The sequence below is a fragment of the Brucella grignonensis genome (assembly GCF_002252505.1).
In the GTDB taxonomy this organism is placed as follows: Bacteria; Pseudomonadota; Alphaproteobacteria; order Rhizobiales; family Rhizobiaceae; genus Brucella; species Brucella grignonensis.
In genome coordinates, this window is record NZ_NNRL01000161.1 from 161,194 (window position 1) to 176,649 (window position 15,456).

The window sequence follows — 15,456 nt, forward strand, 5'->3', positions numbered from 1 at the left end:
ATGCGTGTTGCAATTATCGACTATGGTTCCGGCAATCTTCGCTCGGCCACCAAGGCCTTTGAGCGCGCCGCCCATGAGAGCGGTGTGAAAGCGGAAATCGAACTGACGGCGGATGCCGATCGCGTGGCGAGCGCCGATCGAATTGTGCTGCCGGGCGTTGGCGCTTATGCCGATTGCCGCCGCGGCCTCCATGCCGTGCCCGGCATGGTTGAAGCGCTGGAAGATGTGGTTCTGAAAAAGGCGCATCCATTTCTTGGCATCTGCGTGGGCATGCAGCTCATGTCGGAACGCGGCCTTGAAAAGCAAGTGACCGAAGGCCTTGGCTGGATCGCAGGCGATGTGCGTGAAATGACGCCATCCGACCCGACGCTCAAGATTCCGCAGATTGGCTGGAACAGGATTCACGTGAAACATTCGCATCCGGTGTTTGACGGAATCGCTACCGGCGAGAACGGCTTGCATGCCTATTTCGTGCATTCCTATATGTTCGACGCGAAGAACAAAGCGGACGTGCTGGCCGTCACTGAATATGGTGGCGATGTCGCCGCAACGGTTGGTCGCGACAATATGATCGGCACGCAGTTCCATCCTGAAAAGAGCCAGCTGCTTGGCCTTTCGCTCATTGCCAATTTCCTGAAATGGAAGCCTTGAAACTATGATCCTTTTTCCCGCCATCGATTTGAAAGACGGTCAATGCGTGCGCCTCAAGCTTGGCGACATGGATCAGGCGACCGTTTACAATGAAGACCCCGCAGCACAGGCCAAAGCTTTTGAGGATCAGGGCTTTGAATGGCTGCATGTGGTTGATCTCAATGGTGCCTTTGCTGGCGAAAGCGTCAATGGCCAGGCTGTTGAAGCCATTTTGAAAGCGACCAAAAATCCGGTTCAGCTTGGCGGCGGTATCCGCACGCTTGCCCATATCGAAAACTGGCTTTCCAAAGGTCTGCGCCGCGTGATTCTCGGCACTGTTGCCGTGCGCGATCCGGCGCTGGTGATTGAAGCCTGCAAGGAATTTCCGGGACAGGTTGCAGTCGGCATTGATGCCAAGGGTGGCTATGTCGCCGTTGAAGGCTGGGCCGAAGCGTCCGAACTTGGCGTGGTGGAACTCGCGAAAAAGTTTGAAGGTGCGGGCGTTGCCGCCATCATCTATACGGATATCGACCGTGACGGCGTGCTGGCTGGCATCAACTGGGATTCGACGCTTGGCCTCGCAGACAGCGTTTCCATTCCGGTGATCGCATCGGGCGGCCTCGCCTCGATGGATGACATCAAACGTCTTGCCGCACCCGATGCCCGCAAGCTTGAAGGCGCGATTTCCGGTCGCGCGCTTTATGATGGTCGCATCGATCCGGCAGAAGCATTGGCTCTCTTGAGGACTTCGGCATGACCTTGAAAGCACGCGTAATTCCCTGCCTCGATGTGAAAGACGGCCGCGTCGTCAAGGGCGTTAATTTTGTCGATTTGATTGATGCCGGTGATCCGGTGGAAGCGGCTCGCGCCTATGATGCGGCAGGCGCAGACGAACTGTGCTTCCTCGACATCACGGCATCTTCGGACAATCGCGAGACAATTTTTGATGTGGTGGCCCGGACGGCAGAACAGTGTTTCATGCCGCTGACTGTCGGCGGTGGCGTGCGTCAGGTTTCTGATATTCGCAAGCTGTTGCTTGCTGGGGCCGACAAGGTTTCGATCAATACGGCTGCGGTGAAGAACCCGGAATTTGTTGCCGAAGCCGCCGACAAGTTTGGCGATCAGTGCATCGTTGTTGCCATTGACGCCAAGAAGGTTTCAGGTGCAGACGAGAGCGACCGCTGGGAAATCTTCACCCATGGCGGTCGCCAGACGACCGGCATCGATGCGGTGGAATTTGCGCAGAAGGTGGTGAGCCTTGGCGCAGGAGAAATCCTGCTGACTTCGATGGATCGTGATGGCACCAAGGCCGGTTATGATGTGGCCCTGACGCGTGCTGTGGCTGACAGCGTGCGCGTTCCGGTGATCGCATCGGGCGGCGTTGGCAATCTCGATCACATGGTTGATGGCATCCGCGAAGGTCATGCGACGGCAGTTCTCGCAGCGTCGATCTTCCACTTCGGCACCTATACGATTGGCGAAGCCAAGCGCTATATGGCCGAGGCTGGCATTCCGATGCGGCTCGATCCGGTCCGTTAAAGAGCAAGATTTAAGGAAATCCGATGATTGAGTTCACACTTTCCGACCTTGAACGCATTGTTGCGGAACGTGCAACTTCGACGGATGGATCGTCTTATACGGCTAGTCTCTTTGCCAAGGGCCAGACACGCGCTGCCAAAAAGCTTGGTGAAGAAGCCGTGGAAACGGTGATTGCCGCAGTCAGCGGCGACCGCGCTGAAGTTGTCACGGAAAGCGCTGACCTGCTTTATCATCTGCTGGTGGTTCTCAAGATTGCTGACGTGCCGCTTGATGAAGTTCTTGCAGAATTGCAACGCCGCACGGCGCAGACTGGCCTTGAGGAAAAGGCCGGTCGTCCGAAAGCATAAATGCAAAGTGATTTGAAAGCTGTTAGTGCAGAATTGGCGTTGAGGGAGAGCAGCGACAATATGTGGGAAAAAGTGGACCAGCTAACGCCGTCGCGTTACTCGCCTTACCGTTTCTTTTCGGCGGAAGAGTGGGCAGGCTTTCGCGCCGACACGCCCCTCACCCTCACCTATGAAGAAGTAAAACGGCTGCGCTCGCTGGGCGATCCGATTGATCTGGATGAAGTGCGGCGCATTTATCTGTCGCTGTCGCGTTTGCTCTATGCGCATGTGGAGGCAAGTCAGCTTCTGTTCCGCCAGCGCCAGCAATTTCTCAATATGGAAGAACGTTTCAAGACGCCTTTCATTATTGGTGTTGCAGGTTCGGTGGCGGTTGGAAAATCCACGACCGCGCGTATTCTGAAAGAACTCCTCGCCCGCTGGCCTTCAAGCCCGAAGGTCGATCTGGTGACGACGGACGGCTTCCTCTATCCCAATGCGGTTCTACGCGATCAGAATATGATGGAGCGAAAGGGCTTTCCGGAAAGCTATGATGTGGGCGCGGTTCTGCGTTTCTTGTCGGCGATCAAGGCAGGCATGAGCCATGTGCGTGCGCCGCTCTATTCGCATCTGAGCTATGACGTGCTGCCTGGCGAATATCAGATTGTCGACAAGCCTGACATTCTGATCTTTGAGGGCATCAATGTGCTTCAAGTGCGTGACCTGCCGGAAGACGGCAAGATGGTGCCTTTCGTGTCCGACTTCTTCGACTTCTCGATCTATATCGATGCAGAGCCGGAGCTGATCCACAAATGGTATATCGACCGCTTCATGCGGCTGCGGGAGACGGCCTTCGTCAATCCCGAATCCTTCTTCCATCGCTATTCGCAGCTTTCGGAAGATGCTGCCCGTTCCATTGGCGAAGGCCTTTGGAACAATATCAACATGAAGAACCTGCGTGAGAACATTCTTCCCACCCGCCCCCGCGCCGATATTATCCTGCGCAAAGGCAGCGATCACCTGATCGAAGAAGTGGCATTGAGGAAGATATGAAATGAAAAAGACCGGTTTAAAACCGGCCTTCTCTTTGTGTCGTTAGCCTTACAGCGGCGGAATGCGCAGCACCTGACCCGGATAGATTTTGTCCGGATGGGTCAGCATCGGCTTGTTGGCTTCAAAAATAATGTCGTTTTTTGCACCCTTGCCTTTGCCATACTGGGCTTCGGCGATTTTCCAAAGGTTGTCGCCCTTCTTGACCGTATAGAAGACTGGCTCAGCACCTGTGCCTGCACCATCGACTTTCAGTTCCGAGGCTTCCACCTTGGAAACACCAAGCGAGTTGCCGACCGCGATAATCGCTTTTTCAAAAGCCGACTGATCCTTCACATTGCCGGTCAGAACAGCCTTGTCGCCCTGAACGCTAACCTGCACGCCATCGGTGCCGAGATTATGCGAGTCGAGTTCTTTCTTGAGGTCATCGGCTTTGGGCTCATTTTCACCGAAACCAAGTTTGGTTCCGACCGACTTCACAAAATCGAAAATTCCCATGGGGCAAGTCTCCCTGTTGTTGCTAACTTATTGATGCATGCAATCAAATATCAGAACCAGAGATGAGCCAGTACTTCTTGTGGCCAATCAATGGGGTACAAACTACAGCCCCTTTCAAATTGGTCAAGGCAGGAATTTCCGGAAATTGCTCAATAAGTTCTGGCACTTAATTAGAAAAGCCGTCGGAAAAGCCCTGTCCTACCGACCAAGATTGGTGCGGGCGAGTTCAACGATTTCATCGCCACGACCGCTGATGATGGCTTTGAGCATATAGAGGCTGAAACCCTTGGCTTGCTCCGCCTTGATCTTTGGCGGCATCACAAGCTCCTGCTTGGCCGTCACCACATCAACCAGAACCGGACCGTCATGAGCAAAAGCCTGCTTTAATGCCTCCGGCAGATCAGCGGATTCCTCTACGCGAAAACCTTTGATGCCGATGGCTTGCGCCATTGCTGCAAAATTCGGATTGTCGAGATCGGTCCCGGAGGTCAGATAGCCGCCGGCCTTCATTTCCATGGCGACGAAACCCAGTGAACCATTGTTATAGACAATGATCTTGGCTGGCAGATTAAGCTGCTTGAGCGACAAGAAATCGCCCATCATCATGGTGAAGCCACCGTCACCTGAAAGTGAGACGACCTGTCGATCAGGCGCTGTAGCCTTTGCACCAAGTGCCTGAAGCATCGCATTGGCCATTGAGCCATGATTGAACGACCCAAGCAGGCGGCGCTTGCCATTCATGGTGAGATAGCGTGCAGCCCAGACGGTCGGTGTGCCGACATCAGCGGTGAAGATCGCATTGTCATCGGCAATCTCGTCGATAAGACGTGTGAGATATTGCGGATGGATCGGCTGGCCGGGTTTTGACGGTTGCGCCAGATCGTCCAGCGCTTCACGCGCTTTGGTGTAATGGGTCTTGGCGGCATCGAGAAATTTCGTATTGCGGCCCGATTTAAGCTTCGGCAGCAGGGCTGTGATCGTTTCAGACACGTCACCCGCCACGCCAAAAGTCAGCGGTGCGCGGCGACCAAGCTGCGAAGGATCATTATCGATCTGAACGATTTTGGCCTTGTCGGGATAGAAATTGCGATAAGGGAAACTGGTGCCGAGCATCAGCAGTGTGTCGCAGTTGAGCATGGCGTGATAGCCGGACGAAAAGCCGATCAGGCCGGTCATGCCGACATCGAAGGGGTTGTCCCATTCGACATGTTCCTTGCCGCGCAGCGCATGAACAACTGGTGCTTCAAGCCGTTCAGCCAGTGAGATCACCGCATCATGCGCACCGGCACAGCCACTGCCTGCCAGAATGGTAATTTTCTCTGAGCCATTGAGAATCTCTGCGAGTTTTGCAACATCCTGATCGGCAGGGATCACACGTGGAAGCGAGACCGGCGTCCAGCTTTGCCTGGAACCTTCAGGCGCTTGTTTGAGGGCGACATCACCCGGAATGACGATCACGGCCACGCCGCGCTTACCGATGGCCGCGCACATGGCGCGGTTCAGCACTTCGGGCATTTGTGCAGGGTTGGAAACCAGCTCAACAAAATGGCTGCATTCGCGGAACAGTTCCTGCGGATGGGTTTCCTGAAAATAGTCGAGGCCGATTTCGGATGAAGGAATATGGGCTGCAATCGCCAGCACAGGTTCGCGGTTGCGGTGACAATCAAAAAGCCCGTTGATGAGGTGCAGATTGCCGGGACCGCAGCTTCCTGCACACACGGCCAGTTCGCCGGTGATAGCTGCTTCTGCACCCGCGGCAAAGGCCGCGGTTTCCTCGTGACGGACATGCATCCAGTCAATTTTGCCAAGTCGTCTGAGGCTGTCATTCAGTCCGTTGAGGCTGTCGCCCGTAACACCCCAGATACGCCTAACACCCGCTTCGGCCAAGGTTTGAGCCAGAAGATCCGCAACAGTCATGCCCATGATTTCCACCTTTCACAATCCTGATGGATAACCTAGGGCGCGGGGCAGATGTGGGAAGTCGTCAAACGGCATCATTTGATGCCGTTTGAAACAGAGTGTTTATTGTGTGCAATCGCGGATAAAGCGCGCGAGATAAGCGTCAAATTCTGCGGGTGCTTCGCGGAATGGCGCATGACCTGCATTGTCGATAACGTGGGTTTTACCTTCCCACAGATTGCCGAATTTCACTTTCGACACGAAATCGAGTTCAACAAAAGGCTCGTCACGGCCATTGACGACCGCGATAGGGAGTTGTGCTTCCGCTACGATGTCGCGCTGGTTACCGCCGGTGCCAGAGCCAAATTTTTCAAACATGATGCGGCGCGCGCGTCCATCTGTGCGTGCAACAATATCGAGAAGCGATGCCTCGAATGGTTCGCCGCAGGTGCTGCGAGCGTAGGATTCCACATCGTGTTCCGAGAAGACTTCCTGTCCGGCGAGTGCCATATCAGGACCGCTCTTGAAGCCCTGTCCTACTTCTTCGCGCGCGACAGGCGGCGTCCCAGTGATCATCAGCCCACGCATTTCAGGATAACGGGCAATCATCTCGATACCAATATGGCCACCGAGCGACCAGCCAAAAACCACCGCATCGGCAATCCCGAGCTTTTGCATGACTTCGGTCATTGCATTCGCATAGCCTTCCATCGAATAGCTGCGGTCGGGGTCGATGGCATCGGATGATTTGCCGTGGCCCGGAAGATCAGGTGCAATGACGCGCCACTTCTTGCCGATCTCTCCTTCGAGCTGCGGCGCAAAAATGGCACCCGAACTTGAATTGCCATGGATCATCAGCAGCGGAGCGCCCTCGCCCTCGCTTTCCCGCACAGCAATGCGGCCATGGCTGGTTTCAAGCTCGTGATAATTGATTGTCATGTCGTCTGTTCCCAAAATGCGGATAGTCTAGGTTCTGAGCCTAATCGTAAGAAACCTTACCGCGACCTTTCTTGATGTCCGAGCGTCCGGACTTGGCCTTGAGGCGGCGTTCAATCGAGCCTTTTGTCGGCTTGGTTTTCCTGCGTGGTGGCGGCGGCGGAACTGCTGCTTCTCTGATCAAAGCAATCATCCGCTCACGTGCATCTTCGCGGTTGCGTTCCTGTGTGCGGAAGCGATTGGCCTCGATCAGAATGTCCCCATCCTTGGTACCCTTCTGACCGGCAAGCTTGAAAAGACGGGAAAGCACATCTTCCGGCAGGCCGGAGCGCGCCGCATGAAAGCGCAGCTGCACGGCGGTGGAAACCTTGTTGACGTTCTGACCACCGGGACCGGATGAGCGAATAAAGCTCTCCTCCAGATCATCCTCGTGGATGGTCAGGCGGTTGGTGATGCGGATGATGTTGCGGCTTTCTTCCATGATGCGAAGTGATACACCGCTTTCTAACGCATGTCTCCCAAAAGTGGGAACCGGTTTTGGGATAAAGACATGCGTAAAAACAAATGGATAGAGCGAGCGCGGTGGATACGATCAAGCGTGACACGCTCTATCCATTAGACAAAAGAAAAACCCGACCTTTCGGCCGGGCTTCTCCTCCTCCTCAGGATGGTGAAAGCATGTCTCCAAAAAGTGGGAACCGGTCTTTGGGAGACATGCGCAGAAAAAGCTATTCTGCAGCGATCTGGGTTGCCGGTGCGGCATCCTTCACATCGTGATCGACGTGGCTTTCGAATTTCTCGAAATTGTTCACGAACATATCGACAAGCTTTTTGGCCTGTGCGTCGTAAGCAGCCTTGTCGGCCCAGGTCGAACGCGGATCGAGAATGGATGCGTCCACGCCCGGCACTTCAACCGGAACAGCAAAGCCGAAATTCGGATCGGTGCGGAATTCCGCATTGTTGAGTGAGCCGTCAAGCGCTGCGGACAAAAGCGCACGGGTCGCCTTGATCGGCATACGCTTGCCGGTGCCATAAGCGCCGCCGGTCCAACCGGTGTTGACCAGCCAGCAATCGACCTTGTGTTCGGCGATCAGCTTGCGCAAAAGATTGCCGTATTCGGACGGATGACGCGGCATGAACGGTGCGCCGAAGCAGGTCGAGAAGGTTGCTTCCGGTTCGGTCACGCCCTTTTCAGTACCGGCGACCTTGGCGGTGTAGCCTGACAGGAAGTGATACATGGCCTGCGCAGGTGTCAGCTTGGCAATTGGAGGCATCACACCGAAAGCATCGGCGGTGAGCATGATGATGTTCTTTGGCTGACCGCCCTTGCCCGATGCAGATGCGTTCGGAATGAAATCGAGCGGATAGGCGCAGCGGGTGTTTTCCGTGAGCGAACCATCGTCGAAATCCGGCTGGCGGTTTGCATCCAGCACGACATTTTCCAGAACAGTGCCGAAGCGCTGTGTGGTGGCGAAGATTTCAGGTTCGGCTTCTGCCGAAAGACGAATGGTCTTGGCATAGCAGCCACCTTCGAAATTGAAGATGCCATGTTCGCCCCAGCCATGCTCATCGTCACCGATCAGCGTGCGGCTCGGATCGGCTGAAAGCGTGGTCTTGCCGGTGCCGGACAAGCCGAAGAAGACGGCGGTATCGCCGTTCGGGCCTTCATTGGCCGAGCAATGCATCGGCATGACGCCCTTGGCAGGCAGAAGATAATTGAGTGCGGTGAAGACCGACTTCTTCATTTCGCCAGCATAGGATGTGCCACCAATCAGCACGATCTTGCGGGTCAGGTCAACCGCGATCACCGTTTCGGTGCGCACACCATAGCGTGCTGGATCAGCCTTGAAGGAAGGCAGATCGATAATGGTCATTTCAGGCACGTAAGATGCAAGCGCTGCTTCTTCCGGACGGATCAGCAGGTTGCGGATGAACAGCGAATGCCATGCATATTCGGTGACGACACGCGCATTGATCTTGTTGTCTTTGTCAGCGCCGCCGATGAGATCCTGTACAAAAAGCTCCTTGCCCTTCGCATGTTCGATGAAATCGGCATAGAGAAGCTCGAAAGCCTCCGGCGTCATGGGCTTGTTGTTGTCCCACCAGACCTGATCTTCGGTGTTTGAATCGCGAACGACGAATTTGTCTTTTGGCGAGCGGCCCGTGTGCTGACCGGTGCGCGCAACAAGCGCACCCTGTGCGGAAAGCTCTGCTTCGCCACGGCGAATTGTCTCTTCATAAAGCCGGGCCGGTCCAAAATTATAAAAGACTGCGGACAGTTCCTTCAATCCTGAAGTGGCAATGGAAGCGGCAGTATTGTGAATGCCGATCTCTTTCATGGTCTCTCCGCCATCTGGTTCGAAAATTTGTTGTCCCGGTCTCTTTTAATCCGGGATGGCAGTCAGAAACAGATTAATTAAATCAAATCAAATATTTAATCGATTTAAAAAAATTGAAACTTTTTTAAATCGTTTAATCTTTATGTTATTGCGTGTAACGCCGGCCTGGAACAATTCTCGATTGTATGAACTCCGGAAACAGATTCGGCAGGCTGCTTTGATGGGAAGTTAAGTGGCTGCCACATTTTGTACCTAATTTGTACTGCACAAGCGGCACGACTATAATAAGATCGACGCGCTTACCGGCGTTTGGTGATTTGCACCGCTGCTGTAACGGGGCGGCTAATAAAGGAGAAGGTCCGCATGAAGGAAGCTTCGGCAACGCAGACAATTGCGCTGGTCGACGATGACCGTAACATTCTGACCTCCGTTTCCATTGCTCTGGAGTCGGAAGGCTATCGTGTGGAGACCTATACCGATGGGGCTTCCGCATTGGATGGCCTGATGGCGCGCCCACCGAACCTTGCGATCTTCGACATCAAGATGCCGCGTATGGATGGTATGGAACTGTTGCGCCGTCTGCGTCAGAAATCCGACCTTCCGGTCATCTTTCTGACTTCCAAGGACGACGAGATCGATGAATTGTTCGGGCTCAAGATGGGTGCCGACGATTTCATCACCAAGCCGTTCTCTCAGCGTCTTCTGGTCGAGCGTGTAAAGGCTGTCCTGCGCCGCGTTGCGGCACGCGATGGCACTGCAAAGCCGACCGGTCAGCAGGCCAAGTCGCTGGAACGCGGTCAGCTGGTTATGGATCAGGAACGCCATACCTGCACCTGGAAAGGCGAGCCGGTAACGCTCACTGTCACCGAATTCCTCATCCTTCATTCGCTGGCACAACGCCCTGGCGTGGTGAAAAGCCGTGACGCGCTGATGGATGCGGCTTATGATGAGCAGGTCTATGTGGATGATCGAACCATCGACAGCCACATCAAGCGTCTGCGCAAGAAGTTCAAGTCGGTTGATGACGACTTCGAGATGATCGAAACGCTTTATGGCGTCGGTTATCGCTTCCGCGAAGCGTGAGTTAACGCTTATCGCGGAAAAGTGGAAACCGGTTTTCCGAAAACGATAAGCGTAAAAAAAGCCTATCGCGGAAAAGTGGGAACCGGTTCTCCGACAATGATAGGCGTAAGAATAAAGAATGATGGCGTGTCGCATGAATATGCTATGACATGACCCGTTTCAGATCGCCGGGCTTACCAAGGCCCGGTGATGCTCAATAAGAAGGCTAGATCGAAGCGACATGGTCGCCGAAACCCGGAAAGACAGTGCCGTTACCATGAGGGAGCGTAGGGCGCGGCGACAACGCTCGCTTTTCCTGCGTCGTCTTTTTGCGCCTTTCAGCCGGTTTCTCGGTCAGTTTCTGTTCTCCAGTCTGACACGCCGCATACTGTTTCTCAATCTTGCAGCCCTTGCCGTTCTGGTTTCCGGTATCCTCTATATGAATCAGTTCCGCGAAGGGCTGATTGATGCCAAGATCGAAAGCCTGCTCACACAGGGCAAGATCATCGCTGCCGCGATTTCCTCTTCCGCCACGGTCGACACCAACTCGCTGATGATCGATCCGGAAAAACTTCTGGAACTGCAGGCAGGGCAAAGCATCACGCCATCGCCTGATTCGCCCGATAACTGGGAATTTCCGATCAATCCGGAAAAAGTATCGCCGCTCTTGCGTCAGTTGATTTCACCAACCAGCACGCGCGCCCGCATTTACGATCATTATGCAAATCTGCTGCTCGATTCCCGCTCGCTTTATGCGCCGGCATTCGCTTCTGGTGGACCGGTATTCCGCTATGATCTGCCAGCAATCGAAGAAGATACGCCAAGTGTCTGGGAGCGTTTCTCAGGCTGGTTCTCCCGTCTGTTCTATGGCGGCGGTCTGCCGCTTTATCAGGAGCAGCCGGGCGGCAATGGTCTGGCCTATCAGGAAATCGTTCGCGCACTGACCGGTTCGCCGCAAACGGCACAGCGTCGTAACCAGCAAGGGGAGCTGGTGGTGTCGGTCGCCGTGCCAATCCAGCAATCGCGTGCTATTCTGGGTGTCCTCCTGCTTTCGACCGAAGGTGACGACATCGACAAGATCGTGCAGGGCGAGCGCATGGCTGTTTTCCGCGTGTTCGGTGTTGTTGCGGCTGTCATGGTGATCTTGTCGCTGTTTCTGGCGTCCACCATTGCGAGCCCGCTGAGAAAGCTTGCCGCAGCAGCAGACCGCGTGCGTCTTGGTGTAAAAAGTCGCGAGGAAATCCCGGATTTCTCTGAACGTCAGGACGAAGTTGGCCATTTGTCGACCTCTATCCGTGCGATGACCGATGCGCTTTATACCCGGATCGAGGCGATTGAGAGTTTCGCGGCGGATGTGAGCCACGAGCTGAAAAACCCCCTCACCTCGTTGCGAAGCGCGGTTGAAACCCTGCCGCTTGCCAGGAATGATGATTCGCGCAAACGCTTGCTCGACGTCATCCAACATGATGTCCGCCGCCTTGACCGCCTGATTACCGATATTTCGGATGCTTCGCGACTGGATGCGGAACTGGCACGCGAACATTCTGATCGCGTTGATATGAAGACGCTGTTGAACGGTCTGGTGGCTGCCGCGCGCGAAGTGCGCCGAAACAAGGTTGGCACCGAGATCGTGTTCAATACCGGCAAATTGCCGTCAGGCAAAAAAGGCTTCTTTGTTGCCGGACATGATTTGCGTCTTGGACAGGTCATCAGCAATCTTATCGAAAATGCACGCTCCTTCGTCCCCGATGATACAGGGCGCATTGTTGTCACGCTGAGTGGCGAAGGCAGCCGTTTGCGGGTGCTTGTCGAAGATAATGGTCCCGGCATTCCGATCGAAAATATCGAGCGCATCTTCGAGCGCTTCTATACAGATCGCCCGGCTTCTGAGGCTTTTGGCCAGAACTCCGGCCTTGGTCTTTCGATCAGCCGTCAGATTATCGAGGCGCATGGTGGAACACTGACTGCTGAAAATATCATCGATCCAGCCAAAGCTGATCATATGAAAGGCGCGCGCTTCATCATCGATCTTCCGGCCAGTGCGTGATCCCGAGATGACACCCGAAGAGGAAAAAAGCGGCCTTCATGCAACGACTGTACAGTTGCAGGGTCGTGGTGTGATGCTGATGGGTAAATCCGGCGCGGGTAAAACCGAACTGGCCCTCACCCTTGTCGAACGTGCGATTATTCGCAACGAGCAGGCTTGTCTTGTCGCGGACGACCGCACTTTATTGCATGTGGAAAGCGGCAAGCTGATCGCAAGTGTTCCGCAAACGCTGGCTGGCGGCGTTGAAATTCGTGGCGCGGGCCTTTTCACTGTTGCTTATGTGGAACAGACGCCACTCGATCTTGTGGTCAAATTGGTCGGTCGTGACGCGGCCGAACGTTATCCGAGTGATGAAAAGTGGCAGTTCGAAGGTGTCGAAGTTCCACGCCTGCTGCTCCCTGCCCTTTCATCGAATGGCGATTCCAACGCGCTTTCGCGGGCTATAGAGGCCACTTTGTTTTCTAAACCCTGGCCCTGAGACTGGTGCCAGTGTTTTTTGCAAGCCGTATTCCAAAAGCGTGCTTAACGCTGCGGCATTTTGCTTTTTTCAAGGCAATGCTTAAATTTTTCACTTGCTATCAAGATTTGCCCTGCCAAGATGCACAACTTGTCGGCTAAGGTCCGGCAGGGTTTTAGTGCCATCTGCGCCTTTGGCGGGTTAAAGCGGCGGGCACGCGACAGGAGCTTTTAAAGTATGATCGGACTCGTGCTTGTTACGCACGGAAGGCTGGCCGAGGAGTTTCTCCATGCTGTTGAGCATGTAGTTGGCCCGCAAGACAATTTCGAGACCGTATGTATCGGTGCGGAAGATGACATGGAACAGCGTCGTCGGGATATCGTCGATGCTGTCGAACGCGCCGATAATGGCAGAGGTGTCATCGTTCTGACGGATATGTTTGGTGGTACACCGTCCAATCTGGCGATTTCGGTAATGGAGGAAGGCAAGATCGAGGTCATTGCAGGTGTCAACCTGCCGATGCTGATCAAGCTTTCGAGCGTTCGCATAGCTGGCGACATCAAGACGGCTTTGCGCGAGGCGCAGGATGCGGGGCGCAAATATATTAACGTCGCAAGCCAGGTTCTCACAGGAAAGTAATCATGCATCCCACCGTGGCCGTTACAGGCGAATACGATGCCGATAGCGCTCTTTCCCGGTCTTTCGAGATCGTCAACAAACGCGGGCTTCATGCCCGCGCTTCGGCCAAGTTCGTGCAGCTTGTGGACAGTTATGATGCCCATGTGCGCGTTAGCAAGGACGGTATGACGGTGGGCGGCACATCCATCATGGGCCTCATGATGCTGGCAGCGTCCCCCGGTTGCTGTATTGATGTCCGCGCATCCGGCGAACAGGCTGACGCCGTGCTCGATGCGCTTCAGACACTTATTGCCGATAAGTTCGGTGAGGAATGCTGAGTCTCGGGGCATTCCGCTGCTTCTCAATCAATTGATATAGACACATAAAGATTTCTTTATGTTGCGTTGTGCTGTGCGTGCTGATCTGCTAATCAGAACGCCAGCCGAAGCCCTTTTGTCATTATTTTATTCGGGGCTTCAAAATCAATTTGATTGGAGCAGATGATGACCGCAAGTCAGGATTTTGTCGTCAAGGATATGAGCCTCGCTGACTGGGGCCGTAAGGAACTCGATATTGCTGAAACTGAAATGCCGGGCCTGATGGCCGCGCGCGAAGAGTTCGGCAAATCACAGCCACTTAAGGGCGCACGCATTTCCGGCTCGCTGCATATGACAATCCAGACAGCTGTCTTGATCGAGACCCTGAAGGCTCTGGGTGCCGATGTGCGTTGGGCATCGTGCAATATTTTCTCGACGCAGGATCATGCTGCCGCAGCAATTGCTGCCACCGGCACACCGGTTTTCGCCATCAAGGGCGAAACGCTTGAAGAATACTGGACCTATACCGACAAGATCTTCCAGTGGGCGGATGGTCAGCCATCCAACATGATCCTCGATGATGGTGGCGATGCCACCATGTATATCCTGATCGGCGCGCGCGCTGAGGCTGGCGAAGACGTTCTGTCGAAGCCTGAAAGCGAAGAAGAAGAAGTTCTGTTTGCGCAGATCAAGAAGCGCATGGCTGAAACACCAGGTTTCTTCACGCGTCAGCGCGATGCGATCAAGGGTGTTACGGAAGAAACTACTACGGGCGTCAACCGTCTTTATCAGCTGCAGAAGAAGGGTCTCCTGCCCTTCCCGGCAATCAACGTCAATGACAGCGTGACAAAGTCGAAGTTCGACAACAAGTATGGCTGCAAGGAATCGCTGGTTGACGGCATCCGTCGCGGCACTGACGTCATGATGGCTGGCAAGGTTGCTGTCGTTTGCGGTTATGGCGATGTTGGCAAAGGCTCGGCAGCATCGCTCGCTGGTGCCGGTGCCCGCGTCAAGGTCACGGAAGTTGATCCAATCTGCGCGCTTCAGGCTGCAATGGACGGCTTTGAAGTCGTTACGCTCGATGATGCCGCTTCGACCGCCGATATCGTGATCTCGACGACCGGCAATAAGGACGTCATCACGCTTGATCATATGCGCAAGCTGAAAGATATGGCCATCGTTGGCAATATCGGTCACTTCGACAATGAAATTCAGGTTGCAGGACTGCGTAACCTGAAATGGACCAATGTGAAGCCTCAGGTCGATCTGGTCGAATTCCCGGATGGCAAGCGCATCATCCTTCTGTCGGAAGGCCGTCTGCTCAATCTCGGCAATGCAACGGGCCATCCAAGCTTCGTTATGTCGGCTTCCTTCACCAATCAGGTGCTGGGTCAGATCGAACTCTTTACGCGCACTGACGCCTACAAGAATGAAGTCTATGTCCTGCCAAAGCACCTCGACGAGAAGGTTGCGCGTCTGCATCTCGACAAGCTCGGCGCCAAGCTGACTGTGCTTTCTGAGGAACAGGCCGCATATATCGGCGTAACGCCACAGGGACCATATAAGTCGGAACACTACAGGTATTAATTAGCCGTTAACCATACTGCTACATCTTGTAGGCCGGGCAGCATCAGGTTGCCCGGTCTTTATTTTTACACGTAACACGCTTCACGTGGATTCGCGGTGAGGGTATTGTGAAGACGAATCAATGTGTTTTGACGGGTGTTTGCGTTGTGCGTTT

Annotated in this window: 16 protein-coding genes; 11 read left to right on the plus strand and 5 right to left on the minus strand. The window is 54.5% G+C overall.

Annotated features, from left to right (window positions below; genetic code table 11):
* From hisH to coaA, 5 genes are read left to right on the plus strand one after another with little or no spacing between them, the layout of a single operon-like run.
* Entirely contained in the window at positions 1 to 651 is a 651-nt protein-coding gene (gene hisH, locus CEV33_RS13160; RefSeq protein WP_094540896.1) for an imidazole glycerol phosphate synthase subunit HisH, read from the plus strand.
* A gap of 4 nt (positions 652 to 655) precedes the next feature.
* Positions 656 to 1,387, plus strand: coding sequence for a 1-(5-phosphoribosyl)-5-[(5-phosphoribosylamino)methylideneamino]imidazole-4-carboxamide isomerase (gene hisA, locus CEV33_RS13165; RefSeq protein ID WP_094540897.1), 732 nt, complete (start codon positions 656 to 658; stop codon positions 1,385 to 1,387).
* Positions 1,384 to 2,169: an imidazole glycerol phosphate synthase subunit HisF gene (gene hisF / locus CEV33_RS13170; protein ID WP_094540898.1), complete on the plus strand. Its 786-nt coding sequence runs from the start codon at positions 1,384 to 1,386 to the stop codon at positions 2,167 to 2,169. Before hisA ends, hisF begins: the two co-directional genes overlap by 4 nt.
* A 23-nt stretch (positions 2,170 to 2,192) precedes the next feature.
* Positions 2,193 to 2,516, plus strand: a complete 324-nt coding sequence (locus tag CEV33_RS13175; RefSeq protein WP_094540899.1) for a phosphoribosyl-ATP diphosphatase — start codon at positions 2,193 to 2,195, stop codon at positions 2,514 to 2,516.
* A 60-nt stretch (positions 2,517 to 2,576) separates the two neighbouring features.
* Positions 2,577 to 3,545 (plus strand): type I pantothenate kinase, encoded by a 969-nt coding sequence (gene coaA / locus CEV33_RS13180; protein ID WP_094540900.1) that lies wholly within the window; start codon positions 2,577 to 2,579, stop codon positions 3,543 to 3,545.
* Between the two features lie 48 nt (positions 3,546 to 3,593).
* On the opposite strand, the gene lysM is transcribed toward coaA, so the two are convergent.
* The 5 genes from lysM to CEV33_RS13205 all read right to left on the minus strand — a co-directional run bounded on the left by lysM (position 3,594) and on the right by CEV33_RS13205 (position 9,214).
* On the minus strand, positions 3,594 to 4,040 hold the full coding sequence (lysM, locus tag CEV33_RS13185) for a peptidoglycan-binding protein LysM (protein WP_094540901.1): 447 nt from the start codon (positions 4,038 to 4,040) through the stop codon (positions 3,594 to 3,596).
* Positions 4,041 to 4,238: 198 nt separating this feature from the next.
* Positions 4,239 to 5,963: a ubiquinone-dependent pyruvate dehydrogenase gene (poxB, locus tag CEV33_RS13190; protein ID WP_208620195.1), complete on the minus strand. Its 1,725-nt coding sequence runs from the start codon at positions 5,961 to 5,963 to the stop codon at positions 4,239 to 4,241.
* 99 nt (positions 5,964 to 6,062) lie between these two features.
* A complete protein-coding gene (locus CEV33_RS13195; protein ID WP_094540902.1) occupies positions 6,063 to 6,878 on the minus strand; it encodes an alpha/beta fold hydrolase in 816 nt (271 codons plus the stop codon).
* 40 nt (positions 6,879 to 6,918) lie between these two features.
* Complete coding sequence (gene arfB, locus CEV33_RS13200; RefSeq protein ID WP_094540903.1) at positions 6,919 to 7,356, minus strand: alternative ribosome rescue aminoacyl-tRNA hydrolase ArfB; 438 nt, start codon at positions 7,354 to 7,356, stop codon at positions 6,919 to 6,921.
* Positions 7,357 to 7,603: 247 nt separating this feature from the next.
* Positions 7,604 to 9,214, minus strand: coding sequence for a phosphoenolpyruvate carboxykinase (locus CEV33_RS13205; protein WP_094540904.1), 1,611 nt, complete (start codon positions 9,212 to 9,214; stop codon positions 7,604 to 7,606).
* A 363-nt stretch (positions 9,215 to 9,577) separates the two neighbouring features.
* Between CEV33_RS13205 and CEV33_RS13210 the strand changes: the two genes are divergently transcribed.
* From CEV33_RS13210 to ahcY, 6 genes are all read left to right on the plus strand, one after another.
* On the plus strand, positions 9,578 to 10,297 hold the full coding sequence (locus CEV33_RS13210; protein WP_024898427.1) for a response regulator transcription factor: 720 nt from the start codon (positions 9,578 to 9,580) through the stop codon (positions 10,295 to 10,297).
* 220 nt (positions 10,298 to 10,517) lie between these two features.
* The gene (locus CEV33_RS13215; RefSeq protein ID WP_094540905.1) at positions 10,518 to 12,323 is read left to right on the plus strand and encodes a stimulus-sensing domain-containing protein; all 1,806 of its coding nucleotides are present in this window, start codon (positions 10,518 to 10,520) and stop codon (positions 12,321 to 12,323) included.
* A gap of 7 nt (positions 12,324 to 12,330) precedes the next feature.
* Positions 12,331 to 12,801 carry an HPr kinase/phosphorylase gene (locus tag CEV33_RS13220; RefSeq protein WP_094540957.1) on the plus strand — a complete coding sequence of 157 codons (471 nt, stop codon included), beginning with the start codon at positions 12,331 to 12,333 and terminating at the stop codon, positions 12,799 to 12,801.
* 216 nt (positions 12,802 to 13,017) lie between these two features.
* The gene (locus CEV33_RS13225) at positions 13,018 to 13,419 is read left to right on the plus strand and encodes a PTS sugar transporter subunit IIA (RefSeq protein ID WP_094540906.1); all 402 of its coding nucleotides are present in this window, start codon (positions 13,018 to 13,020) and stop codon (positions 13,417 to 13,419) included.
* A gap of 2 nt (positions 13,420 to 13,421) precedes the next feature.
* Positions 13,422 to 13,736 carry an HPr family phosphocarrier protein gene (locus CEV33_RS13230; RefSeq protein WP_094540907.1) on the plus strand — a complete coding sequence of 105 codons (315 nt, stop codon included), beginning with the start codon at positions 13,422 to 13,424 and terminating at the stop codon, positions 13,734 to 13,736.
* Positions 13,737 to 13,901: 165 nt separating this feature from the next.
* Complete coding sequence (ahcY, locus tag CEV33_RS13235; protein WP_094540908.1) at positions 13,902 to 15,302, plus strand: adenosylhomocysteinase; 1,401 nt, start codon at positions 13,902 to 13,904, stop codon at positions 15,300 to 15,302.
* Positions 15,303 to 15,456 lie beyond the last annotated feature (154 nt).